The 26,615-nt window shown below is 43.2% G+C and carries 18 protein-coding genes; 10 read left to right on the top strand and 8 right to left on the bottom strand.

The genetic code is table 11. From position 1 onward, the window contains the following. Positions 1-125: 125 nt before the first annotated feature. Entirely contained in the window at positions 126-1,004 is an 879-nt protein-coding gene (locus CWC03_RS18590; RefSeq protein WP_138583147.1) for a TIGR03899 family protein, read from the bottom strand. A gap of 1 nt (position 1,005) precedes the next feature. Beyond that, positions 1,006-1,488: an SRPBCC family protein gene (locus CWC03_RS18585; protein WP_138583146.1), complete on the bottom strand. Its 483-nt coding sequence runs from the start codon at positions 1,486-1,488 to the stop codon at positions 1,006-1,008. 220 nt (positions 1,489-1,708) lie between these two features. On the opposite strand from CWC03_RS18585, the gene CWC03_RS18580 reads away from it, so the two are divergent. Together CWC03_RS18580 and CWC03_RS18575 are read left to right on the top strand one after the other, a co-directional pair. Continuing rightward, positions 1,709-3,898 carry a bifunctional diguanylate cyclase/phosphodiesterase gene (locus CWC03_RS18580; RefSeq protein ID WP_138583145.1) on the top strand — a complete coding sequence of 730 codons (2,190 nt, stop codon included), beginning with the start codon at positions 1,709-1,711 and terminating at the stop codon, positions 3,896-3,898. 123 nt (positions 3,899-4,021) lie between these two features. After that, a complete protein-coding gene (locus tag CWC03_RS18575) occupies positions 4,022-4,282 on the top strand; it encodes a hypothetical protein (protein ID WP_069020010.1) in 261 nt (86 codons plus the stop codon). A 734-nt stretch (positions 4,283-5,016) separates the two neighbouring features. Here the strand turns inward: CWC03_RS18575 and CWC03_RS18570 are convergent. The 4 genes from CWC03_RS18570 to coaBC form a co-directional block, all read right to left on the bottom strand. Further along, positions 5,017-7,932 carry a TonB-dependent receptor plug domain-containing protein gene (locus CWC03_RS18570; protein WP_138583144.1) on the bottom strand — a complete coding sequence of 972 codons (2,916 nt, stop codon included), beginning with the start codon at positions 7,930-7,932 and terminating at the stop codon, positions 5,017-5,019. A 266-nt stretch (positions 7,933-8,198) separates the two neighbouring features. Next, positions 8,199-10,970, bottom strand: a complete 2,772-nt coding sequence (locus CWC03_RS18565; protein ID WP_138583143.1) for a S9 family peptidase — start codon at positions 10,968-10,970, stop codon at positions 8,199-8,201. Between the two features lie 106 nt (positions 10,971-11,076). After that, the gene (gene slmA, locus CWC03_RS18560) at positions 11,077-11,664 is read right to left on the bottom strand and encodes a nucleoid occlusion factor SlmA (RefSeq protein ID WP_010376740.1); all 588 of its coding nucleotides are present in this window, start codon (positions 11,662-11,664) and stop codon (positions 11,077-11,079) included. 157 nt (positions 11,665-11,821) lie between these two features. Beyond that, entirely contained in the window at positions 11,822-13,018 is a 1,197-nt protein-coding gene (gene coaBC / locus CWC03_RS18555) for a bifunctional phosphopantothenoylcysteine decarboxylase/phosphopantothenate--cysteine ligase CoaBC (protein ID WP_138583142.1), read from the bottom strand. A 128-nt stretch (positions 13,019-13,146) separates the two neighbouring features. Here coaBC and radC point away from each other — a divergent pair, with 128 nt between their 5' ends. The 3 genes from radC to rpmG all read left to right on the top strand — a co-directional run bounded on the left by radC (position 13,147) and on the right by rpmG (position 14,684). After that, positions 13,147-13,821, top strand: coding sequence for a RadC family protein (radC, locus tag CWC03_RS18550; protein WP_017219072.1), 675 nt, complete (start codon positions 13,147-13,149; stop codon positions 13,819-13,821). A gap of 459 nt (positions 13,822-14,280) precedes the next feature. Beyond that, positions 14,281-14,517, top strand: a complete 237-nt coding sequence (rpmB, locus tag CWC03_RS18545) for a 50S ribosomal protein L28 (protein ID WP_010376746.1) — start codon at positions 14,281-14,283, stop codon at positions 14,515-14,517. Positions 14,518-14,528: 11 nt separating this feature from the next. Then, positions 14,529-14,684: a 50S ribosomal protein L33 gene (gene rpmG, locus CWC03_RS18540; RefSeq protein ID WP_010364212.1), complete on the top strand. Its 156-nt coding sequence runs from the start codon at positions 14,529-14,531 to the stop codon at positions 14,682-14,684. A 56-nt stretch (positions 14,685-14,740) separates the two neighbouring features. Here the strand turns inward: rpmG and CWC03_RS18535 are convergent, their stop codons facing one another. Then, complete coding sequence (locus CWC03_RS18535) at positions 14,741-16,714, bottom strand: winged helix-turn-helix domain-containing protein (protein WP_138583141.1); 1,974 nt, start codon at positions 16,712-16,714, stop codon at positions 14,741-14,743. A gap of 131 nt (positions 16,715-16,845) precedes the next feature. Between CWC03_RS18535 and CWC03_RS18530 the strand changes: the two genes are divergently transcribed. Next, complete coding sequence (locus CWC03_RS18530; RefSeq protein ID WP_138583140.1) at positions 16,846-18,669, top strand: alpha/beta hydrolase; 1,824 nt, start codon at positions 16,846-16,848, stop codon at positions 18,667-18,669. Positions 18,670-18,783: 114 nt separating this feature from the next. On the opposite strand, the gene gorA is transcribed toward CWC03_RS18530, so the two are convergent. After that, on the bottom strand, positions 18,784-20,142 hold the full coding sequence (gene gorA, locus CWC03_RS18525; protein ID WP_138583139.1) for a glutathione-disulfide reductase: 1,359 nt from the start codon (positions 20,140-20,142) through the stop codon (positions 18,784-18,786). 177 nt (positions 20,143-20,319) lie between these two features. Between gorA and prlC the strand changes: the two genes are divergently transcribed. The 4 genes from prlC to CWC03_RS18505 all read left to right on the top strand — a co-directional run bounded on the left by prlC (position 20,320) and on the right by CWC03_RS18505 (position 26,553). Then, a complete protein-coding gene (gene prlC / locus CWC03_RS18520; protein WP_138583138.1) occupies positions 20,320-22,359 on the top strand; it encodes an oligopeptidase A in 2,040 nt (679 codons plus the stop codon). Between the two features lie 127 nt (positions 22,360-22,486). Further along, positions 22,487-23,638: a response regulator gene (locus CWC03_RS18515; protein WP_138583137.1), complete on the top strand. Its 1,152-nt coding sequence runs from the start codon at positions 22,487-22,489 to the stop codon at positions 23,636-23,638. A gap of 74 nt (positions 23,639-23,712) precedes the next feature. Further along, on the top strand, positions 23,713-24,468 hold the full coding sequence (locus CWC03_RS18510) for a class I SAM-dependent methyltransferase (protein WP_138583136.1): 756 nt from the start codon (positions 23,713-23,715) through the stop codon (positions 24,466-24,468). Between the two features lie 162 nt (positions 24,469-24,630). Then, the gene (locus CWC03_RS18505; protein WP_138583135.1) at positions 24,631-26,553 is read left to right on the top strand and encodes a methyl-accepting chemotaxis protein; all 1,923 of its coding nucleotides are present in this window, start codon (positions 24,631-24,633) and stop codon (positions 26,551-26,553) included. Positions 26,554-26,615: the final 62 nt, after the last annotated feature.

Genomic DNA, 26,615 nt, shown 5'->3' with positions numbered 1-26,615 from the left:
GAAACCAAGTCGAAGATACTCAAGTAGATCTGGCTATTGGAAGTGAATTCAACGCAGTTAGCGCTAAAACTGGCTGCTAGAAAGGCATTAATTATCCGCAGCTCAGGTTAAATAGAACAACTCCCTTATCTATCTTCCCACTCGAGCGTAAATTCGCTTTCAAAGGCCTTTTCTACAAGTTGTTTGTATTGTTTATTGATTGGGCTTTGGAGTAACTTTTTTAGCTCGTCTCCGGTTTGCGTCAACTTGTAATAGCTCAGCACCAAGTCATTGGATTTAGCCGTTAAGGTCATTTTTTTACGTAAATAGACCAGCTGCATTGACTGTCCTTTTTGTAGTGATGCGGACTCAATTTCTTGCCGATAAAGGATATTAATATCCATCAGCGTAAGTATATTTGGAAAATTCAGTCCAGCTTGGCTTAAGTTGATGGATTCGGTGCTGCCCTTACGCAGCAAATCAAAAATAGATGGCTTTTTGTAATAACCATGAAGAATAAGGTAGCTGTCTTCTTTTTCTAAGTAGCCACACAGCGGTGCACATCTTTGTAACGCGGTTGCTTCACGTTGGGTCATCATCTTTAGGGTTTGCAGACTCTTAATTGAAAATGTGCCAGGCGTAATACTTTCACCTACTAATATTTTTGCCCACAACTTTTGCATGGAGTGGTTGGCGATATCTTCTGCAAGGGTGATGAAGTGCTCCAACCAATCGGGATCGGGGCGACCTCGGGCGGTGACCTCGGGGCATAATGTAAGCGCCATGCCCATAATCGCTTCAAGATTTTGCTGGCGTTGGACTTTTATTAGTTGCTGGCGCTTTAGGGCGCGTTTTAGTGTGCCATGTTGAGTTCGCACCGTATATTGGTTGTCTTTATTTTTATCAGACTGATAACGATCATTTTGAGTGACAAGCGGTGTGATCCGTTTCACCATGGGGTAGCCGAGCTTTTCTTCAATCGAAAGCGCTAAGGCTGACTTTACTTGTGCATTTTTGACTGCCATATCAAGCTCGTAGTTTATACCGTGTGTGCATATGGTTCACTGCAGAGTTAGTTAGTTGCTGTAAATATTGCTGCATAAAAAGTGCGATAAAGCTGCCAATAAAGGGCGTGTTAGCTCTTCCTTCAATCGTGATGATCAACTTGTTATCGGCCTGAACGGTAAACAAATTAAGGCTAATTTTGGCTAAATGTTCATCGTCTAAATATAGTGACAGCTCCAAACTCCGTTCGTTGATTTTGGTGATGGTCATTTCAGCTTCTCCCCAAGGATGCACTAACACTGCTGAGCCGCCCACTCGTTGCTTTTTTGGCAAAACACGAAAGTGGATGTCTTCAGCTGTTTGCCAATTAAATAATGCTGGCCAATGGGATAACACCAAAGGAGAGAGCGTTGTGTTATTTGCAGAAATATCAGTGCTCTTTACCACCTTATAATGATGTGGCATCGCTAAACCAGCAATCACAATGACAAGTACCAAAATCATCAGCGTTCTAATAGGAGTAGATAAATGTTTGATACAGAATCCTCTTTGGTAAAAAGTATGCTAAATCATCTATTTTGTTCTATGCTCGACTATAATATTTCATGTATGTTAATCAAACAGAACTGTAATAGTAAAAATGTACCATATTTTGTAAGATGGTAAACACTGGAGTGAATCAGTGCCTATAATTAAAGAGTAGTGCGGATTTAAAGGGTAAAACATGGCACCTGAGCAAGAAGATTATTTGTTTGCAGAGCACGAAGAAGTTACTCAAGAAGAAGAAATGACAAGTGCTTTTTGGGATGTCTTAGTCGTTGATGATGACCCAGAGATCCACTCTGTTACTAAACTTGCGCTGTCGAATTTAGAGTTTTGGGGCAAAAAGCTCAGGTTTTTTCATGCCTATTCTGGCAAAGAAGCCATTGAGATTTTAAAAGAGCAAAATAACATCAGTATCCTTTTACTTGATGTGGTGATGGAAACCGACGACGCGGGTCTTAATGTCGTCCGTCGAGTGCGCGAAGAAATAAAAAATATGGCAGTACGTATTATTATGCGTACAGGTCAGCCAGGTTACGCGCCAGAAGAAAAGGTTATCCGCGAGTTCGACATCAACGATTATAAAATGAAGACAGAGCTCACTCGTAGTAAACTGGTTACCTCCTTACTTACCGCTATCCGTTCTTATCAACAAATTTGTGAGCTCGAAGCGCAAAGCCACGCACTAGAGCAAATTCTTTCAGCTTCTCGCGCCATACTCGGCCATACTGATATGAGCTCCTTTGCAGCTGCGGTTGTTGCCCAATTAGCAAATATTTTAGATGCGTCAGGTGAGGGCTTAGTGAGTGGCTACCTAGATGATGATATGCATTTAAGGGTGTTTGGCGGTAGTGAGCAATACCGTGAATTCTTTGGCAATGGCATAGAGCAGCTTGATAATGGTCGTGTCATCATGCAAGTGCAAAACTGTATTGATACCGAGTCCCACCAATCGACCGCACATGACATTACCTTCTTACTTGAAAGCAAAAACAAAAAAGCGGCCATTTATTTAGAGCTAGAGGCTGAGCCATCGGAAGCGCAATTGAAGTTTGCTGAGATATTCCTGACTAACGTTGGTGTTGGTCTTGATAATATCAAGCTATTCAATGAATTACGTGAGGTTGCTTACAAAGATAATCTCACCAAACTACCTAATCGCGCTAATTTTATCGAGAAAATAGAGTCTTACTTTAATCAGCAACAGTCGCTCGTTTTTATTCTTATTGATATTGCTCAATTTTCTGACATCAATAACGGTTTAGGCCAAGAAGTTGGGAACTTGTTGTTATTAGGAGTTGCTGAGCGAATTAGTGTTGAGTTTCCTGAGGCCCAGTTAATTTCACGTATTGGTGCGGACGTGTTTGGCTTTTTAATGCCAGAGTCGCAGTTTGATGAAGAGTCTTTTATTGATAACTTATGCGTGCCCTATCATGTTGGGGAGCACTTGTTGACTATGCACTTTCATATTGGGGTGTGCCGTCAAGAAGACTTCCAACCGCAAGGAATAGAAACCTTAAAACTTGCTTATATTGCGCTGAACCAAGCAAAGCAGTCGAGTATTCCACTGGATTGGTATACCCCTGATTTAGAAGAAAAAATGGCTTGGAAGCTGGGGCTAATAAGACAGCTAAGGCAAGATTTTGAGATGAAAAAACTGGAGGTTTGGTATCAGCCACAGTTTTCTATTGCTGATCGCAAGATAATTGGCTGTGAGGCTTTGTTGCGTTGGCCTTCTGGAAACGGGAATTATATTTCCCCTGCGATTTTTGTTCCGCTTGCGGAAAATGCAGGACTTATTGTTGAAATTGGCCAATGGGTATTAGAACAAGCCTGTCAGTTGCAGGCAACTTTGCAGCAACAGGGGTTCGGTGAGCTTAGCATTGCTGTTAATGTCTCTGTACCACAGTTCAAGGTGCCAAATTATGCGCAGCAGGTTAAAGACACTATCTTGTCGTTTAATATAGAGCCTAAGCATATTGAGCTCGAAGTGACAGAAAGTGTGGTCATGGATGAGGTAAACTCGGTGATCAATACACTCCAAGAGTTACAAGAATTTGGTGTTGAGGTGGCAATTGATGACTTTGGTACTGGATTTTCTTCTTTGAGCTATTTGCAAAAACTACCTTTAGCACGGCTTAAAATTGACCGTGCTTTTGTCAAAGATATCCCTCATGATGATAGCGGTGCAATTGCCGATCTTGTCATCTCTTTAGGTCAACATCTCGGCCTGAAGACGATTGCAGAAGGCGTTGAGACAGAAGAGCAGATGACAGTGTTACAGAAGCTTGGTTGCGATGAAGTACAGGGTTTTTTGCTCGCAAAGCCTATGCCTGAAAAGGAACTGCTGGAGTTTTTAGAGTCTAATTAGTCATTTTCGTTGTTAAAATCGGTGCAATTGCTTTTCTATGTAATCTTGATTAGACTAAAGTTTGAACACTCCGTTCTTAAGTGTACCTAGGTACTTTATATTATTAATAATAAAGGATTTGCTATGAAAATCGCAGGAGTTTGTGTTGTCCTATTGGTGCTTCTGTCGGGTTGTAACTCAACGACCGAGTCGGCAAAAAACAATAATGAGAGCACGATAGCTAAGAATCAAGATGATTTATACTGTAAGCAAGATATCATCACTGGTAGTAAGTTTACAAAGCGAAGATGTCGTACTAAAGACCAGATCGAGCATGATCGACGTGCGGCAAAAGATATGCTTAACCGACAGCAGAGTACTGTTGGCGTCCAGGGCGGTCAGTAAGTTTTGCTTTGTTAGACAAGCATGAGCAGTCTAATTACTTGCTCTAATTGAGGAAACGGTTGCGAGCTGCGCTGAAAATTCCTCTTTTAGAGCAATTACCTTTCTTTCTCTCAAGTTTAAATTACGCTTTATCTTTCCTGACTATCTCCACTTATTTAACCTGAGGTTTGGATAAGGAATGAGCTAACTCATTGTTTTTAATGCCACATTAAATTATCCCCTTATCTAGCCAGACAGTTTTAGGGATAACAAGGCGAATTTATGCACCTATAGCTGGCTATTGGAAGTGAATTCAACGCAGTTAGCGCTAAAACTGGCTGCTAGAAAGGCATTAATTATCCGAAGCTCAGGTTATTTAATTGTGATTACGGTGTATGAACGTTAGCGGTGATAGATATTATTGTGTGCATGGTATCTCATGTTTTAATACCAAATAGTCTTTACCCACTCGATGTGGGAGAAAAATCTGACGCTAACTGCGTTAAAAACTTCTTTTTTAGAACAACTAGGTGCCTTGCTGCTAGCTGGATGTGGAGCAAGCGACAAGACTTTCTAACCTCAAAAATAGCTCACCTTATTAAAAAGCTTTGATGTCAGATGAGTAGTTAATAGATATTTTCCCTCTAGGCATCATGATTAAGCAGTGGTGTGAGAGTGACGTTAAACTAAAAAAGCCCTCGCAGCTTTAAACTTACGAGGGCTGATAATTACGACTAAATCTTTCAGGTTCTAGACTACAGTCTAAACGTGAAACCTGCGAAGATATAGCGACCCAAAGAATCATAGAAACCAGGGTAAGTGTTACCATTTGCTGGGCCTGCAGGGCCATTTGGTACTAGTGGAGCAGTATTATCAAAGATATTATTTACACCACCGCGGAATTGCAGGTTATCAGAAGCGTTCCATGTTACCGCAATATCAACGTAGTCACGCGCAGTCATTGGAACTGGTCCATCGATTACTTGGCCGTCGTCATTTCGTGCGAATTCCTTCACTTCGCTTACATAACGATAGGTTGCTGTAATGTTTGCATCCCAAGGCGTTACCCAAGTTGTTGAGAAGTTTGACTTAAAGTCAGGAACTGGGTATTCACATACCGCTCTATCCCAACGACCAGCACAATCGTCAATATCACCACCTGGTAAGTTTTGCGTTGCAAACTTATCTAGCCATGTGCCGATTAGTTTGAAGCGTAAAAGACCCATATCATCAGGTAGGTTATAACGGTAAGATGCATCAAAATCGATACCGCTTGTTTCTACGCTACCAATGTTGGTATCAATTGCTGTGATTGAATCCTGACCTAGCCATAAAGAACCAGTCGAACCACGGTTGATAAGTCCGCATAACTCGTCGTTACCATTAATCGCACACTGATTGAAGATTGTTGCTTCAGGGATTTCTTGAATTGCGTCTTCAACAGTAATGTCGAAGTAGTCAATCGCAATGTCTAAACCTTCAATAGCTTCAGGAGATAATAGAATACCAAACGAGATAGTATCTGACTTCTCAGGCTCTAGGTCTGGGTTACCACCAGTGATACTGTTGTATTGACCTGCTGGGTTGATCAGTGCGTTTGAACCATATTTAGATGGATCGAGACCTGTTCTAGCACACTGTTCAACGGTTAGAGTTGGGTTGTCACCACCACATGGATCTTCCCAGTTAAACAAACCTAAACCAGCTGATCTGAATAGGTCACGTACGTTACCTGCACGCACTGCGCGTTGGAAGCTTGTTCTCAAACCAAGTTGATCATTAACGCGGATATCGAACGCACCTTTATAGGTGTTAGTTGTTTTATCCGTTGAATAATCAGAGTAGCGGTAAGCTAACTCTAATGTAATATAATCAGCAAATTCAGAGTCTTCGATTAATGGTACATTGAATTCTGTAAAGAATTCATTAACGTCAAATTCACCGCTTACGCCTAGAACTGGACCACCTTGGCCTGCACCATCACCTGACTGGAAGCCTTGATCAGGATTGAAGTCTAGCGACTCTTTTCTGTGCTCAAGACCAAATACCACGCCCACACCAGTGGAAGTCCCTGGTACTACAACACCGTACTCAGTAAGGTCACCAGTAACATAACCACTAATTTGTTTTGTTCTCGTGTCACCACGAGCAAATAGAGGCATAGTTAGATAGTCGATTTGCTCTTGCGTGATGTTCGCTGGATCGAAAATATTCCAAGGAATACAGGTTGGATCGCTACCATCTACAACTGACTTACATACCACGTTACCGTCATCATCTGTTGTTGCTTGTAATGAACGAATGATTCTGGTTGTAGACATGTCGTTTTGGTAAGTCTGAGCATATGATACGTTACCAAAGTTCATATACGCATCATAAGTCCAGTTGTCATCGATTTCACCGCGAACACCTAGTACAAAGCGAGTTGAGGTATGGCGAATATCGTCTTGACGAGGGCCACCCTCAACATTACGTTTACCGATGAAAGCACCTTCTACAACCCCATCATCATTTGCAACACCACCGGGTCCACAAAGCGTGTTTCTTTGCGAATCTGAAAGTAGCGGGTTATCACAACTAATATCAACTTGGTTGAAGAAAGAACCAGAAGGTGCGATCTGGGCTACTGTACGGTTGTCCATGTAGCTAAACTCAGCATAAAACGTATGGCTGTCGTTAAAATCATAGTGACCTAGCAAGCCAAATGTCTTACGTTTGTCTGGACGTTGGAAATAGTTCAGTGGGCCATAGTTATAAACAGTTCCAGCTGTAGGAACGAAATCGGTACCAGCTACTTTGTAATCATAGGTATCGAAATCGGTAATACGGCCATCAGGAATTGTTCCTGAACCACCACAGACACGTTTACCTGTGGCATCGATATTCATAGCACAGGCACTGTAGTCACGGTTATCTTGTGTTACTTCTTCGATATCACGCCAAGTCGCGTAACCTGTGATGTTTGCACGTCCATCTGCAGAATTTGCACCAAAAGTTAGAGAGATATCATGGGTGTCACCATCCCACTGACTTCCATCAGGAACAGGGAAGCCTCTATCATTTAGTGCTCGTTGCATGTCTTTGTGGTCGTTATCATGCTGATAAACGCTACCTTGATACTCAACTTGGAAGCCTTCAAAGTCGTCTCTCATGATAAAGTTTACAACACCAGCAACAGCGTCAGAGCCGTATGTTGCTGACGAACCACCGGTAAGAACATCTACACGTTCTACCAAGGCCGCTGGGATTTGGTTAAGGTCAGCGCCGATACCACCATCAACAGGAGAACCAGAAGGCAAGCGACGTCCATTAACAAGTACTAATGTACGTTCTGTGCCTAAGTTACGTAGGTTTACTGTTGCGGTACCTGTCGCTCCATTTGCTTGGCCTGAAGTTTGGTCAGCAAAGATTGCAGGCATATCGTTGAGTAGATCTTCTACCCTAGTAATACCTGCAACTTTAATGTCTTCGGCCGTAACACTTGTTACAGGGCTCGCACCAGTCATGGCTGCTCGCTTGATACGAGTACCAGTAACCTCAATTCGCTCTACGCTATTAGTAGCGTTGGCGTCTGTTTCTTCAGCGTGGGCGATACCTGATACGCCTGCAGTCAGCGTTGAACAAGCTAGTAGAGATAGCCTGATCGTTGCTGATAGGTTAGAAAGTTTCATCTTATTTCCTTATTTAATTATTTATTAGCAGAGTAGGAAAATTTTCCTGCAACATAGAACTTACAACGCATCTACTGAAAGTTCAATGGTTCGTTTGTAAAACCGTCAAATGTAATGGAGATATGAGCTTTTTTATAACGAAATTATAAAGATGAAAGTTGAAACAAAACATTTCTAGATGAAATTAAAACAAAAGGATGGGTAGGATGTTGCCAAAAAAAGGACACCGATATGGTGTCCTTGATGATTAATACCAGTGGATTTGCTTACTCTTCAGTGATAAATGCTTTACCGGATTGAATCCATTCTGCAGGTGGCAACCCCTTCAGGTGATAATCAAAGTATTCTTTCATACGAATTGAATAATCTAGCTGATTTGGCAGCTTTTTAAGATGGTGCGGTTCGCCTTCGTATTGTAAGAATATTGCGTCTTTATCATGCCTTCTTAATGCTAAATAGTATTGAATACCTTCTTGCCAAGGAACCGCTCCATCGTTATCGCCAAACATGATCAAAATTGGAGTGTTTACTTTATCTGCGTAAAAAACTGGAGAGTTTTCTATGTATAATTCGGGCGCTTCGGTGAGTGTTTTACCTATGCGGCTTTGTCCCGTTTCATATTGGAATTGACGTGCTAAGCCGGACTTTAATCGAATTCCGCTATAAGCAGAGGTCATATTTGATACTGGTGCGCCAGACACAACCGCTTTAAACATATTTGTCTGGGTGATCATAAATGCACTCTGATAACCTGCCCAAGAGTGGCCCTGTAAGCCTATTTTGTCTGGATCAGCAACACCTTTATCAATAAGCGCTTGTGCGGCATTGATCATGGTTTGCGTTGAAGAGCGCCCAGGGTGACCGATCTCAAAACGAATATCAGGCAAGAATATCGCATAACCGTTTGAGGTATACATTGGCAGATTTGGTCTGTGATTTAACTCCATTTTCGGGAAGTCATACATGCGCTGGCTCATATAGCGGTAGAAGTAAATCACCACTGGCACTTTATCACCGGCTTTATAATCAGCAGGTTTGATTAACACGCCTTGAAGATCTTCGCCATCGTAGCCTTTGTACTTCACAAGTTCAGGCTTTTGGCCCCAAGCAAATGTCCGTTGCTGTGGATTTAAGTCTGTGAGTTTTGTCGGGTTATTAAAGCTGCTATCTGTAACCCAATAATCAGGAAATTCTTGATAAGACTGTCTTGTGAAAATATAAGTATCTGCCTCTTTGGCTTTTCTCACTACGTTATATTTAGCTTCGCCAGACAAAACAGTTTGCAATGTGTTATCTTGTAGAGAAAGCGTAGCAATATGCGTTTGTTTATTTTCGAGGTTGTGCGCACTTAACAGTAAGGTATCGTCAGGGTTAAAGCCCAGTTTGTCCTTATCTTTATACTCAATGCGGTATTGTGTTTGGGTCTTATAGCCGTCAGTCAGTCGAGTTGCTTTTGCCGTTTTAGTATCAAATGCCCAAATATCATATTTACTGTAGGCGTAGAGTGTCGAACCATCGAGCTGCCAACCAGCAAATCCAAATCCTTCGTTTGGCTCTGGCTTATCATGTTTATCATCAGCAAACAGTGCGTTTTTAACCGCTTTGCTTACCGGCGTAAGCTGTTGAGTGGATAGCGATTTCAACCAGATTTGTTCACCGTCGAAATAGGCCGCATGTTTACCATCAGGTGCAACAGTAGGGCGATTTGAACTTTCTTTAACGATGAGTTGTTTATCACCACTGCTGATATCAACGCTGTAGTAGTCGCGATAAAAGCCTTTGTACATAATCTGCTTTAGATAGGGGGTATCATCGCTGCCCAGCACAAAGTTTGCGTTTGTGCGCAGTGAAATAGACGGCACTTGAAGGTTTTCAAGCTGTACTACACGCTCGCCATTAAGATGATAAACCGCTTGATAATGTTGATCTCGACGGCTTTCGTTCCATGTTTTTATTTCTCTAGTTTTGATTTCAGGATCGGCATTGTGCCACACCTTTAAGCCTTTTTGCTGGCGAATGGTATCGTAATCAAAAAGCGAACTTTCATCTGTGTATTTAAGCACTTTGGCTTTTTCTTCCAGCTGTGGACGGTTTTCAAAAAACAGTCGTGAGCCATCTTCAGACCATTTGATTGATGCTGTTTTGCCGGAAAACCAACCGCTTGGGTTGTGGATATCGGTAATTTTATTGCTTGTTGGAGACCATAATTTGAGTTGGTAGTCGCGGCGGCGTTTGTCATCGTTGACATAATTACCTAAATAAAAAGCGACATGTTGAGAATTGGGTTGCCAAGCAATGTCTCCTAAAGTCACACCGGGCTCGTCAATAAGACTTGTGATTTGATTGCTCGCTAAGTCAATAACGGCAACACGGTTTTTACTGCCGTCTTCACTGCGCTGATTGACTAGTATCGCGTTACTATTTGGTGCTAGTTTGTATGCTGCGATGTTGTCATAGCGAGTACTTTCATTGTTAGAAAGGTTCAGCACCACAAGTGTTAATGTGTCATCACCTTTATCTGCACTGATTTTGAGTTCATCAGCTTGCTCGTCTTTATTCTCTTTTGCGTCTGATTTTTTGTCGCCTGCTTTTGTATCCTCACGGTACACCAGCCACAAGCCATCATCTGAAATTTGATAATCTTTAACTGAGCTAAAGGTTTGCTGGGCCTTAGTTGTGCTATTCACCAACACTAAATTGTTCTTTAATGTTTTTTTCTTCTTTTTATCTGCCGTTTCTTTTTCAAGTAGAGTAGGGAGTTGGGTAAAGCCAACCCATTGACCGCCTTTATTGATAACTGGATTTGTACCACGGGGAACCGATGCAATCAGTGCTCTATTATCGAGAGAATACACTTGGCCTTCGCTGTCACCACGGTAAGGCTTTGCACTTAGGCCGAGGAATGTGCCTTGTTCGGAGATCACCGTACCCTGTGGGTAACGAAAATCAAAAACGTCTTTAAATTCAAGGCTGGGTTTAGCTGCTAAGCTGCTTACACTAAAAAGTGCTGCGCTTAAGAGAGAAAGTTTTAGAGTCATATCTAGAGCATTTTAGTATGTATTTATGATGTTTTTATCACTTTTAACAGTGAAACTAAAATGCTCTGCGGTGTGCGGATGTATTTAAGCGGCTAGCCGCAGGTGCTTAAAGCCAGATTTTCTCAAGCTCAACCCACTGTTTATCGAATTGCGCGGTTGGCTTTGCTTTGAAGTCACTTCTTACAAACTGGTTCATCTTACCCTCAACAAAAGCTAAGAATAGATTAGCCAGTACACTTTCTTCACTCGTGAATGCTTTGCCTTCTCGCAGTTTGCGCTCTCTTAATACTTGTTTGAATTGTGTCTCAAGCTTTTCAAATAAGCTTTGTACTCGTTCACGTAAACGTTCTTGCTCACCTTGTAGTGCATCACCCGTTAAAATACGTGTGATCCCAGGGTTTTTCTCTGCAAAGGCGAGAAGTAGAGTAAGAATGTTGTAGATCCGGTTACGGGTTTCTTTTTCGTTTTCTAGGATTAAATTAATGCGTGACAGCAACGTATCTTCGATGAACTCAATAAGCCCCTCAAACATTCTCGCTTTACTTGGAAAATGGCGATAAAGCGCAGCTTCTGAAACCCCGACTTCAGCAGCGAGTTTAGCTGTGGTGATACGCTGTCCCGGGCTGGTTTCCAGCATTTGTGCGAGTGATTGAAGAATTTGCTCTTTGCGATTACTACGTTTTGTCGCTGGCATGAAATTTCCCTTATTTTTCTAATTGTTATATTGTTTTTGCCGGGTTTATTAAGCACAGAGAGTGATGCGCAGAAGTGCAAACCCCGACTCGTTTACACGTTATCGGGGTATCATGTTAATGTTTTATTCAGTTTCTTTCCAGTCTTTTACATGAAGGTTATTTTATCTTTTCGGCAATAGCTTGCATGACAGTAAGTGCTAACTCTTTTTTGCTAGAGTGAGGGAGTTCAAGTCGGTCTTTTTTCCAATATAGGGTCAATGTGTTGTTATCAGAATTAAAACCACCTGTGCTATCCGACACATCATTCGCACAGATCATATCCAACCCTTTATTGACCAGTTTTCCTTGCGCATATTCGGCGACATTCTGCGTCTCAGCGGCAAAGCCAACGGTATAAGGACGAGACTGTTTTAGTGCTGCGACACTGGCGATAATATCGGGGTTTTTGACCAGTGTAAGTGTGATTTCATCGCCTTGCTTTTTAATCTTTTGCTCGGCTACGGTGGCTGCACGGTAATCAGCGACCGCAGCGCAGCCGATAAAAATATCCGATTGTACGGCATATTTGAGTGCAGCTTGTTGCATCTGCTCAGCACTTTCTACGTCAATTCGAGTAATTCCAGTGGGGGTCTTCAGTGAAACTGGGCCTGCGATCAGATTTACGCTTGCACCTAAAGCCTTTGCCGCCTCAGCAAGGCTAAATCCCATTTTTCCTGAACTGTGATTGGTAATAAAACGCACCGGATCTAATGCTTCGCGTGTCGGTCCTGCAGTGATAGTTATCGTTTTTCCTGCTAATACTTGCTCAGTAGGGCGAAGTGCAGTTAAACACAGTTGCACCAATTCATGGGGTTCAAGCATGCGTCCTGCGCCTACATCTCCACAGGCTTGCTCGCCTTTACCGGGTCCCCAGATTTGGACACGGCGTGAAGTAAGGGTATTGAGATTTGCTTGAGTCGATAGGTGCGCATACATCTGTTGATTCATTGCTGGCGCCACGGCAACAGGCGCGGGCGTCGCGAGCAGTAATGTGGTCAGTAAATCATCCGCAATACCCGCTGCCATTTTGGCGATGATATTTGAGGTCGCGGGAGCAACCAGCACTAGATCTGCCCATTTTGCAAATTCTATATGGCCCATTGATGCTTCTGCTTGCGGGTCAAGCAAAGAGTCAGAAACGATTTCACCAGAGACAGCTTGCATTGTTAGTGGTGTGATAAAGTGCTTAGCTGACTCCGTCATCACCACTTTGACATCTATCTGGTGTTCTTTTAAGCGGCGAACGAGTTCTGCACATTTGTAAGCAGCGATACCACCGCTGATCCCAAGTAAGAGGCGTTTATTTCTTTGCATGTTTGTTTTATACGATCACAGTATCAATAAACTAAAGATATCACAGTCTGTGTTTGCTTTTGAATAATCGTGAGCACCCGCTAAGCTTAATTTAGTCAAGGAGACATACAAAGATAAGGAATAATAGAATGCAAATATCAGCCTTACCCAAATCTGCGCGGCCAAGAGAAAAGTTAATAGAGCAAGGCCCTGAGGCATTATCTAATGCTGAGTTATTGGCCATCTTTTTACGCACTGGGATCAAAGGATTAAATGCCATAGAGCTTGCCGAATCCTTGTTGCAAGAACAGCAAACGTTACAGCGTTTATTCAATGCCTCATTAGAAGAGTTTTCAGCGCTAAAAGGCTTAGGCGTTGCCAAATACACTCAGTTACAGGCCGTTTTGGAGCTAAGCCGGCGTTATCTAAAAGAAGAGTGCTTAAGAGAAACGGTATTTCAAAACCCGACTGCGGTACGTGACTATTTGAGTGCTCAACTACGGGGGCTTGGCCATGAAGTGTTTATGGTGTTGTATTTAGACAACCAAAATCGGCTGATAAAAGATGAAGTGCTGTTTCACGGCACGATTAATGCGGCCTCGGTTTATCCAAGAGAAGTAGTAAAGGCGGCACTCAAATACCATAGTGCAGCTGTGATTTTTGCCCATAACCATCCATCGGGCGTGGCAGAGCCCAGCGAAGCGGATAAACTTATCACGAAAAAATTGCAGCAAGGTTTGGCATTGGTTGATATTAATGTGCTTGATCATTTAATCGTCGCTGGAAGTCATTGTATTTCGTTTGCCGAACGAGGACTGATTTAAGCAAAGTTCTTGTCTTAACAGGTAGGTTTCGCTTTCTCAAGCTGTCCTTTTGAACTGAGCAAAATGGAATGGAGCTTGATCACTCAGCTTTTACTCGAAGTGTGAGGTAGCTGGTGGAGTGTTGCTGCTTGAATATACTCATAAGCACGAAAATTAAACAGTCAAAATAATCACCTACAAAGGACTAAAAAAGAAATTTGCTCGTTAAATCAGCATATTTGTATAAATTTTATAAATTAGTTCAATTTAAATGCAGTTTTTACTTTCCTAGTGGGCTTCGGATCATTATAATTGGCCGCTATCAAATTTACCCATGAGCTGATTTCAGTAGGATCAGATCCTTGATCTCTGCCTGTAGATACTGTATAAAGAGCGCCCTTTGATTTTACCTAGGGCACGCAGTTAAAAGGCCTTTAAGGGAAAATTAAGCTCGAGCGAAGTTATTGGAGATACATAGACATGTCTAAAGTCTGTCAAGTTACAGGTAAGCGCCCAGTGGTTGGTAACCACCGTTCGCACGCGCGCAACGCTACTAAGCGTCGCTTCCTACCTAACCTACAAACACACCGTTTTTGGGTTGAAAGCGAAAAGCGTTTCGTTTCTCTACGCACTACTACTAAAGGTATGCGTATTATCGATAAAAAAGGCATCGACGCGGTATTAGTAGATATCCGTGCTCGCGGCGAAAAAGTTTAAGGAGCTGAATCATGCGTGATAAGATCCGTTTAGTTTCAACTGCTGGTACTGGTTATTTCTACACTACCGACAAGAACAAGCGTAACATGCCTGAAAAAATGGAGATCAAAAAGTTCGACCCTAAGGTTCGTAAACACGTGATCTTCAAAGAAGCGAAAATCAAGTAATTCGTTTCAAGAATCAATAAAAACCCAGCCTCGGCTGGGTTTTTTGTTTTTGTACTTTAATTTTTCACGGTTAATTGCCAAAGCTCACCACTTGGTTGTTTCAGCTCACTGAAAATCACATCGCCATTTTGCAATATATCAAACTGTCCAATAAATCGTTGTGGCGGAGTAAAATACAGCTTTTCTTGTTTAGTCTTCAGGTCAAATCGCCAGATGCTTTTGTCTTTTTCATAGTAAAGCGCATTACCTCTGAGCCGCCAATTTAACCAATTTCTCACCGGCACATCCGTCACAACTACAGACTCTTGCCCGTCTTCCAGTTGCCAAATTCCGGGTTGTGTAAACTTGGTAAAATACAACACATTATTAAGCTTGTAGCCGCTGTAGCCACCTTGTGTTGTAAGTTGCTGATGTTGGTTTGTTATTAGATTTAGAGACCATAACTGCCAACTACCAGAGCGTTCACTGCTGTAAATGATTTCATGGTTATCTTGGCTGTAATTGGCAACGTAAGGCTTAAGCTCAGAGCCTATAAGTTGTGTTGTTTTTTGGCTGTTGATAGCAAACTGGTAAATGGCGTCTTGATATTCAAAAAGTATTTTAGAAGCGTCATTGTTGAGTTGATAACGTTGAAAATTAAATACGTGAGGCAAGTCAATTTGAGTGTGTTGTTGTGTTTCAGTGTTCATAGACCATAAAGCGGAATGCGCGCCATGATCTGAAATATACCAAACTCGCGGCATTTGATTTGCGCGAGGTAAGCGGTTCAACGCCTGATTATCAACGAGTGGTGAAAAGGTTTGCTCCGATACGTCGAAAAGGTGAATTAGACTAGTTAACTTATATTGGTTAAAGAGCAGGGTTTCATTGCTATCTTGTAATACTAGGCTTTCGATTGGTGCTGTGAGTTTGTGAAGCAGTTCTACTTTGCTCGACTTTATATCAGCGCGATAAATGCTGCTGCCTGCGCTAAAGTAAATAGATTGCCCGCTAGCAGACCAAGTTAGTGCCGTGAGATTATAAGGTAACTTAACGGTGCTCTTTACTAACATGCTTGGGTAATCGTACACCGTCAGTTCGTGTTTATCTTCTCCAAGATAGCGTGCGGCGGCGAGTTGGTCTTTAGTTGTGGATAAACTAAATAGGTGGTCGCCTCTGAGGTTTCCTGAGATTGGAGGAAGCGTTAGCTGGATATGTTGTTTTGTATTTAAGTCGAAACGGTAAAGGCCGTATCCACTATGTATATTTGTGCGTTTTCGATAAATGATGTCGTGCGGATTTGCGCCCCATATTAGTTTAATGTTTTCGATAGCCTGGCAAGAGAATAGTGTCGTGTGCTGTGCCTGCGTGATATCAAACTGTTTTACGGTACAGCCATTATCATCGTCGATATAGGCGATGTGTTTGGCGTCTGAGCTTAAGGCTTGTGTGCTGATGTTGCCAGAAAACAGCTTTCTATTTTGCTCGCTGTGATTGAGCCACAACTCCGATTGCTGAGTGTTCGTAGGGTGCAGGTAGCTAAAGCTTTTATATTGAGTCGCGCTACTTAACTGCAGTTCAATACCGCTCTGGCTCGTTAATTTTTGTGGCGCGAGAGGTTTGTTATTTTGCGCAGGCTGCATGAGCTGATAGGCAACAAATGCACATACGCTGGTAATAAGTAGTGAAGCACCCAAAAGTGGTGCGATCCGGGAGCTGGTCTTATTTATTGTTGCCGGAGTATGACTTGTGACTGCAGGAATCAGTCGGTATCCAAGGGTAGGGATAGTCTCTATATACTCAGTTTTACCATCTAATTTATTCATATACTGGCGCAACGTCGACACGGCTTTATTGATTGCACTCTCTGTGACTACGCGACCTTGCCACACTTCTGCAATGAGCTTATCGCGCGAAACAACATTACCATTTTCTGCAATTAAGGTTTGTAGCAATAAGTATGGCTTAGGCTCAAGCCTGATGGAGTCTGTGCTACTCGTCAGCGTTCGATTAACCGTATCAAACCGAATAGCTGCAATCTCATAGCGCATTTATTATCCCTTTGATTATATTGTTTATATTTATTGGTAAGGAATTCCTCACAACGATTTCATGTAAATTCGTCGCGCCCTTTTTCAAAGTATTTAGAGTACATGAAAACAATAAAATAGGAATGGCCAACATGACAAGTCGAATGTTTTTAAAACAGGCGTTAGGTTTAACACTCGCAGCTTTAGTCGCGGGTTGTGGCAGCAGTAGCGACAGCAAAAAGGCGTTAAGTAATGACGATGGAGTGTTAAAGCCCGTAAATGGTTTTGAGGTCCATCAACTCAATGAGCGTTACTATTATATGAAGCCGATTGAAAAGCCACATAAAGCGTACAAGCTGATGTTGGCCTTTCATGGTTCTGGAGGGACTGCTTACGGTATGGCAGGTTTAACCAAGCTACATGAGCAAAACGATGATTATATAGTCGTTTATCCCAAATCAAAAAACGAAGAATGGAACGAAGGCTGTGGTTGTAACAAGGCACATCGTTTAGGTGTAGATGATTTAGGCTTTGTTGATCAGATGATTGCGGAAATAAAAGCCAAATATGATGTCATTGACGGTGAAATTTATGCGACCGGCTTTTCTCAAGGCGGGTTATTTGTACAAAACCTATTATGTAACCGTTCGGAGACGTTTAATGCGATAGTGACGGTTGCCGCACCTATGTCCTACCAATTAGGTGATAGCTGTAATTTTTCGACACCTACAAACTACCGAATTATGCATGGTAAAGCAGACTCGGTATTGCCTTATAATGGCAAAAGTCACGCAAATTTTGGGCTACTCTCATCACCTCAAGCGATTAAAATTATTGCTAATCTAAACTATGAGGCTGCTTTATCTGTTGATGAAGAAATAGCGGAAGGCGTGACGCTAACTCACTATCCTAATCGCAATATTCAAACGCAGCTCATTAGTGTAGACGGGGCTCGTCATAGCTGGCATTTACCACCTGTTCAAACCACCCAATCGATAATGACATTTTTTGAATCGACAAGTCGTTATGCGCTGCCCCAAGGTTCTGATCTTATCGCAGTGAACAACGATTATTACCATGTTCGACAATTAAAACAGCACGCTGATAAACCAACTGTGGTCATGCTCTCGGGCGCGAATATGCATTTCCATAGTGACAGTGCTTGGTTCGCGTTACTACAGCCTTACTTGGCAGAGAGTTTTAATGTTTACGTCATTGATAGGCTAGGACAGGGGTTAAGTAGTGTTGATGACGCGCCTTCCATGAATAAATTTGCACACGACCTCCCTGTACTATTTGAAAATCTCAATCTCAGTGATGTGCATTTGTTGAGTTACGCAAATAGTAACTCGGTGCCGCTAATCGCGATGCAAAAATCACAGGAGTTCCAGCAAAAGATAGCAAGCATGTTGTGGTTAGACCCAGATATTTTACTGCCACTTTCTATTGCTCAGTATCAAGGTTACCCAGTTGATGTTTATCGTCAATACGGACAAGATTTGATTGATCATGTTGCTGCAGGTAATTGGCAAGAAAAAATGGATGGAAAAATAGCTGAAGAACAGGCGCATATTGAAACACTGCTTGAAGGAAGCGAGTTTGCAGACTACATGGATTGGCAATATTTCAATCACATCATGCAAACCCGCCATAGTGTTGCAGCTCAACTTACTCGAGTACACGAGATGATGAACTACCATGACGACTTGGAGTTAGTAAGAAACTGGCAGCCAGACAGTAGTATTCCTATTTCAGTGATAGACAGTGAGTTTGAAAAACTAGATATCGCCAATGCAGACTCTGAAGAAGCGAAAGCCAATCTAATAAAATGGGAGGCTGAGGGGAGAAAATGGTCTCAAGAAGTTGCTGAAACCAGCGGTGGGCAATATTTACCAATATCATCAACTGAGCACCTGATCCCATTTACCCATCCTGAGCTTATTAAGCAGGCATTGACTGAGCTTGCGAACCAATGACGTCTCTCCAATTTGCTCGATGAACGCTTGAAGCGTTGAGTTAACATATAGAAAACGCGAGCTTGTCTGCCGCTCGCGTTTTATTTTTAAAACCTAATGAATTAAATCAGTCTGTTACCTCATGGTAACAAACTCCTCGGAGCCGGTTGGGTGTATTGCGACTACCGAGTCAAAGTCTGCTTTGGTTGCGCCCATCTTCATTGCGACGGCGAAGCCTTGGATCATCTCATCTACGGCAAAGCCGATGCCGTGTAGGCCTACTACGGTTTCTTCTGGGCCTGCACATACAAGTTTCATGCGACATGGCTGACGATGCTGAGTGACCGCCGTGTACATTGCAGCAAAGGTAGAGGTATAGACCTTGATGTTGTCTTTACCGTATTTTTCTTCCGCTTCCGGCTCTGTTAGGCCAATGGTGCCAATCGGTGGGTGGCTAAAGACGACGGTAGGGACTAAATCGTAATCCATTTTTGCGTTTGGCAATTCCGGATTAAATAGGCGCTCGGCTAGCATTCGACCTGCTTTCACGGCTACCGGAGTAAGCTCTATGCCACCATCCATAATATCACCGAGCGCGTAGATACCTTTGGCTGTGGTGTTTTGCCATTCATCGACTTTAATATGGCCGCTAGGTGTGGTTTCTACATCTGTCGCAGCGAGGTTGATAAGATCTGTCATTGGCTCACGACCAATTGCCCAGATCAGTTTGTCTACTGTATACGACTCGCCATTTTCAAGATGTAAGGTGACTGAGCCATCCTCTTCTTTGGTCACAGACTGTGGCACCGCGTGAGTGTGCAACGTTGGACCTTCTTTTTCCATTACCTCAGTTAAGGTTTCAACCAAGATAGGATCAAAGTTACGAAGTGGAGCGTGCTTACGAACAAATAGGTGGGTTTCTGTGCCCAAGCTGTGCAATACGCCCGCAAGCTCTACCGCGATATAGCCCGCGCCCACGACTGCTACGCGGCGAGGTTGCTCTTTAAGCTCAAAGAAACCGTTTGAATCGATACCATGCTCAGCGCCAGGAATATTAGGGGTCGTTGGACGGCCACCCACGGTAATATTGATATGATCGGCAGTGTAGTGCTCGCCGTTGACCTCAATGGTGTTGTTATCAACAAACTTAGCAAAGCCATTGATCACGGTGACGCCATTCTTTGCTAGGTAGCCGTTGTAACCTTGGTGAATACGGCCAATGTAGGCTTCGCGGCTTTCTACCAGCTTACCCCAATCGAAGTTCTTTAGTTCAACATCAAAACCATAATCTGGTGCGTATAGTTTAATGGCTTCAGCAACTTGAGCGCCGTGCCACATCGCTTTTTTTGGAACGCAGCCCACGTTTACACAAGTACCGCCTAAGTGCTTTGCTTCTATTAATGCCACCTTGGCACCTCGCATCGCCGCTCGGTTTGCAGATGCGATCCCGCCGCTACCGCCACCGATTGCGATATAGTCAAAATGTTGAGCCATAAAAATTCCTCGCCAATTATTTGTTTTGCTTAAACCCTACTACTTTATATTAAGTAAATAGCAAAAGTGCACAACCGAAGACCGATATTAAGCAAAAATCTGTTCAGATACTTGTAAATGCGGTCATTCACCCTTATTTCAACCTCAATATTAGATTAGAAAATAAAGAGCGTGCCCATGAGTAACCCATTAATCGGGCTAGAAGGATTGCCTCCTTTTTCGAAAATTAAGCCTGAACATATTGTTGAAGCATTAAAATCAGCTATCGCGCACTGTCGTGAAACTATCGACACTGTTTTAGCACAGTCGAATTATACTTGGGACAACTTTGTACTACCGCTAGAAGAAGCGGACGATAAACTTAGCCGCATGTGGTCGCCAGTGTCGCATATGCACTCAGTGGTTAATTCAGAAGCGCTGCGCAAAGCGTATGATGAGTGTTTGCCATTAATCTCCGAATATTCGACTTATTGTGGCCAACATCAAGGGCTATATGAAGCCTATAAAGCAGTAAAAGAGTCAGCTGAGTTTGGTAACTTAACGATTGCTCAGCAAACGTCGGTGGATAATGCACTGCGTGACTTTCAACTTTCTGGCATTGCGCTGGAAGCTGCAAAACAAAAACGCTATGGCGAAATTGTGGCACGGTTGTCAGAGCTGGCATCAAAGTTTGGTAACAATGTAATGGATGCCACTCAGGCATGGCAAAAGCATATTACTGACGAGTCTGAATTATCTGGACTGCCGGAGTCGGCCTTAGCACTTGCCGCTCATACTGCCGAATCCAAAGGATTAGAGGGCTGGGTATTTACGCTAGATATTCCTTCTTACCTTCCTGTGATGACTTACGCAGACAGCCAAACGCTCCGTGAAGAGGCTTATCGTGCTTTTGTAACACGCGCCTCTGATCAAGGGCCTAACGCTGGCGAGTTCGATAACTCAGCGATTATGCATGAAGCGCTTACGCTTAGACACGAACTGGCTCAGTTGCTCGGCTTTTCTAATTTTGCAGAAAAATCACTGGCAACCAAAATGGCTGAAACGCCGGGACAAGTGTTTGCATTTTTGAATGACCTTGCCGCTAAGTCAAAACCACAAGCCGAGCAAGAAGTGGCTGAACTCCGTGACTTTGCGAATAAAGAACACGGTGTAAGCGAGCTAAAACCTTGGGATTACGCATATTATGGCGAAAAATTAAAACAAGCTAAGTATGCGATTTCTGACGAAGCGCTGCGCCCTTACTTCCCTGAACATAAGGTACTTGCCGGTTTGTTTGAAACCGTAAATCGCCTGTTTGGGATCCGTGTGAGTGAAGTCAAAGACGTTGATACTTATCATCCAGACGTACGCTTTTTTGCTATTCACGATGATAAAGGCGAGTTGCGTGGTCATTTCTATCTCGACCTATATGCTCGTGAACATAAGCGTGGTGGTGCCTGGATGGATGACTGCATGGGCCGAAAAATACGCGCAAATGGTGAACTGCAGACTCCTGTTGCTTATTTAGTGTGTAACTTCAATAAAGCCGTTGGTAATAAACCTGCGCTATTTACCCATAATGAGGTAACCACTTTATTCCATGAGTTTGGTCACGGCATTCATCACATGCTAACGCAAGTGGATGCAGCCCCTGTTGCTGGTATTAATGGTGTGGCATGGGATGCGGTTGAGCTGCCAAGTCAGTTTTTAGAAAACTGGTGCTATGAAGAAGAAGCGCTGAACTTCATTTCAGGACACTATGAAACGGGTGAACCGTTACCAAAAGAAATGTTAGACAAGTTACTCGCGGCAAAGAACTTCCAGTCAGCCATGCAAATGCTGCGTCAGTTGGAGTTTTCGCTGTTTGATTTTCATATTCACGCAGACTTTGAGCCAAATACGGATTGCCAAATTCAAGCAACGCTCAATGCGGTGCGTGAGCGCACAGCAGTTGTTAAAGCGCCCGAGTTTAACCGCTTCCAGCATAGCTTTAGCCATATTTTTGCTGGCGGCTATAGCGCTGGCTACTACTCTTATAAATGGGCTGAAGTGCTGTCTGCGGACGCGTTTTCTAAGTTTGAAGAAGACGGGATATTCAATCCGCAAACCGGACGTGAATTTATGCATCACATTCTTGAAAAGGGTGGTTCAGAAGCGCCAATGGTGCTGTTTACTCGCTTCCGTGGTCGAGAGCCAAAAGTGGATGCGTTACTACGCCACAGTGGGATCGCCGCCTAGTTCCTTTTTTCCATTCTTCACGCCTTCTTTTGAAGGCGTTTTTTTGTCTTAGAAAGTGTGACTTTTTGTTAGCAAATTCAATATCTCTGACTATTCTATAAAGATATGAATTAATAGGGAAAGCCACATGACAAAACTGGTTCTTGCCATTGATGATGACAAGCTCGTTCATCACGTTGTTGATGAAGCGTTAGCGCGTACGTGCAAAATATTACATGCGAAAAATGGTGAGGAAGGCTTACGATTAGCTAAAAAATATCGTCCGGATATCATCTTGCTTGACGTTGAAATGCCTGGAGTCTCAGGTTTTGAAGTATGTAAACAACTGAAAAAGCTAGAGGACACCAATGAGATCCCGGTTATGTTTTTGTCCTCTCGTGCCGATATTTCAGAGCGGATGCGGGGTTATAACGCAGGCGCTGCTGACTACATTGTCAAGCCCTTTAACGCCGAAGAGTTGCTAGCGCGTATTAATGTCCTTGATGATTACAGAAAAACGTCGTCGCAGCTCAAACAAGATGTACAGCGTGCCCAAACTACAGCTGAAATCGCCATGACCGACTCTGGTGATATGGGGCGTATAATGCGCTACGTTGGGCAGTCTTATCACGCGCATGATCTCAACACTTTGAGCGCTCATTTTTTAGAGTTTTTTATGCCGATGGAGCTTGATGTTGCGGTGGCCTTTTGGTATCACCAAGACGCAATGTTTTACTCTAGCGAGGGAGCGATTCAACCGATAGAGCAAGAGCTATTTGAGAAACACAAAGATGGCAGTCGCTTTGTTGATTTTGGGCGCAGAACTATCATTAACTATCCTAAAGTTTCTTTACTAATTAAAAATATGCCAGTGGACGATGTTGCCGTTTATGGTCGCTATAAAGATTTGTTTCCGCACATACTGGAAGCCACTGATGCCAAAATCAGAGACATGGAGGTCAGTGAAGATGCCCTCAATAAAGTGGAACATATCGGGCAGGTATTTGCTGAGCTAAGCGATCATTTAAGCGGCGTTGGTGATCATTACAGCGGCAAAGTCGCTGAATTTCAGGCCATGCTAGAGAGTGACAAGCTTGCAGCCATAGAGCCAAGTGAAAGAGAGCGGTTGAAGGAACTCTATGAGCATTTCACTTATCTAAGCGATGAGCTAACCATAATTAAATATAAGTTAGGCGAGGTGACTGAGGTACGTCAGCAACTCATAGAGAGTTTAAACAAAATAGCGAAACCTTGGGGTGCGGATGAAGTGGCGTCACAGGCTGATATCGAACTATTTTAAGTCACAGGATAATCAAAGACACTAGAAAGGGAAAGGGGTATACTGCCACGGTTGGTAACCTTTGGGAGCTTAGCTTGTATATTCACACCCCTTTTGAAGAAAACAGATCCTACCTAGATACGCTAACTAAGCTGTTTAATTTATCCGTGCTTAATATTAACGATGCGGAGTTTCAATTGGTTTATGACGAGCTAGGCCTACAATTACTTAAAAAAGATGAACCAAAGCTCGGCGCTATTCGTGTTGACTTTGTGACAGGTGCAGTCGCTCATCGACGCAAGTTTGGTGGTGGTAAAGGGCAAGCAATTGCAAAAGCTGTCGGCTTAAACAAAGGGGCAGTGCCTACGGTATTAGACGCGACAGCAGGGCTTGGACGCGATGCCTTTGTGCTTGCGTCTATGGGTTGCAAAGTTGTGTTACACGAGCGTAACCCGGTAGTCGCAGCGTTGCTATATGACGGCTTGCAACGCGCCTATCAAGATGCTGAAATTGGCGAATGGGTACAGTCAACTATGCAACTGGAGTTTGGTTCTAGCCATGACTTGCTAGAGCAAGCTGGTTGGCGTCCAGACGTAGTATACCTTGACCCTATGTTTCCGCATCGTGAAAAATCAGCGCAAGTGAAAAAAGAAATGCGGGTATTCCAAGATTTAGTTGGTAATGACTTGGATGCGGACGCGCTTTTGCCTTTTGCGTTGCAGTTAGCCACTAAAAGGGTGGTGGTAAAACGTCCAGACTACGCCGGTTTTTTAAATGATAAAACGCCAAGTATGCAAATAAAAACCAAGAAAAACCGCTTTGACGTTTATGTTAATGCTGCGATGAAATAGCACACCGTTAGCTGATTTAATTTTGTTCAGTAGATGCCTAGATGGATATACGTAAAAAGTATGGTTTTGTGCTATTGCACAGAAAAGGTAACCAGATTTAATCAAGTTGTCATAAATCCTTAATACTCTTGCGGAGCATTTTGATAAAGGGGTTGTGATTCTATGCGCGTGTCTACATTTACTCGGTTATTGGCAATATTATTGACCACTGCGAGCATTCTACTTGGGGCGAGTCTGTTTTGGGCGAGCCAAGTGTTAACCGAGCTTGATACGCAAGATGCCGCTTATAATCAAGTTAAAAATGCGGTGATCATCGAGCTTGAGGGTACAGTAGAAGATTACTTGAGTGCGGGCGATAGCCAGTATTTAAGTAAGGCTGATGAACAAATCAAAGCATTACAGCAAAGTGTGGAACAGTTACCACCTGCACTTGCTGAGCAACTTAAAACGAAACTCATACAACTACAACAAGATATTGCAGGCAAATACCGAGCACTCGGCAAGCTCTCTGGTAATGAACTTGCGTTGTTGGATAATGCGCTCAGGCAAATGTCAGGTTCAGCATCGAGCCTCGTCAAATACGCAATTAAAGCTCAAGATAGTGCTGCCAATGAATCCTACTTTAATCTTGCTTCAGACTACTTTAGCGAAGTATCAAACTTGAGCTTATATACCTACCAATTAGTCATGGCTTACGAACAGCAGACCGAGCAGAGTTTGATGTCGAGCTTAAGCCGGTTACAGGATATTGCCGCGCGAATAGACCGACTCGAAAACTTAGGAGTAATGAGTGAGGTAGACGAAGACGAGCTATTTTTAGGTGCACAAGCGGAAGACTTAGCGCTAGAAATAAAAGCAGAGCTTGTGAGCTGGCCTAAACGTTATGCCCGCGACTTAGAAAATACCTTGCAGCAATCCAAACAACGCCAAGCGGGCATGTTGGCACTGCGAGGTGACATTAAAGCAATTTCAGAGAATATCCTGCAAGCAGAAACCAACTTAAAAACAGAGCAGGCTGACGTAAAAACCAATGTATTTATGCTGTTTGGTGGGGCGATTGGGTTACTCGTGCTCCTTGCGGGTGGTGTGTATTTTGTGCAGTTCAATCAAGTATTAACTCCGTTAAGACAGCTACGCGATGGCTTCGCTCAGCTTATCGAAAGTAATGAGTTACGTAATATTGAAAGTAAAAACCAAGACACTGAAATTGGTGAAATTGCGAGTTACTTTAATCAGTTAATCGATAGGCAGCGAGCAGAAGCGGACGAACGCTCAGAAATGCTGAGTGTGATCAATACCTTTATGGAAGAGATGAACACTAACTTAGCGCAGATCTCTGCACAAGCTGGAGACACGTTTGAGCAAGTGGAGCAAAATCAAGCACAGCTTGACTCGCTTAGGGCGCTTGGGGCGGATGCCAATCAAATCAACGCACAAGTTGCCGACAATGCCAATAACACCTTTGAAGCAATGACACAAAGCGTGTCCTATGCGGATGCTATGTTGAGCGCTTCATCGACCACGCAAAAGCGGGTAGAGCAGGGGTTAGAGAGCTTAAATGAATTACTTAATGGTGTTTCAGATGTGAGTAAAGTGATTGATATGATCAGCTCCATCGCAGAACAAACGAACCTACTTGCACTGAATGCGGCGATTGAATCGGCGCGTGCAGGTGAGCATGGCCGTGGATTTGCGGTCGTTGCGGACGAAGTACGAAAGCTTGCACAGCAAACACAAGCTTCACTGACTGATATTCACCAGCAATTAAATGTTTTGAGTGATAATTCAAACAAGGTATCGACGCAAATTTCGGCTTTGGCAGATGAGGCACAGCAGCAAACCGGTCATGCACAAGAGTTGAAACGCAATTCAGAAGGTGTGGCAGAGAGCGCACAAAGCGCCAACCAAGTTGCCGCCCATGCCATGGATCTTGCCAATCAACAATCAGATCTTTTAGATACCTTTGGTCACGCTATGGATAGTATGAAAGGTCAGGTTAATAGCTCACATGAGCAAGTGCAACAAATCCAGCAAAGCCTTAAAGAAAAAATGCGGGAGATCAGAGACACTTTAGGTTTGCAGTAATCAGGATTGTGCCATAGGTCGAGCTTTATCTCGGTTACTGCAAGCTAAAACGTCGGAGCCGC

The organism is Pseudoalteromonas sp. S2755 (genome assembly GCF_005886535.1).
In the GTDB taxonomy this organism is placed as follows: Bacteria; Pseudomonadota; Gammaproteobacteria; order Enterobacterales; family Alteromonadaceae; genus Pseudoalteromonas.
The sequence above is the reverse complement of the archived record's forward strand: the minus strand, read 5'-3'. Positions and strand labels throughout refer to the sequence as shown.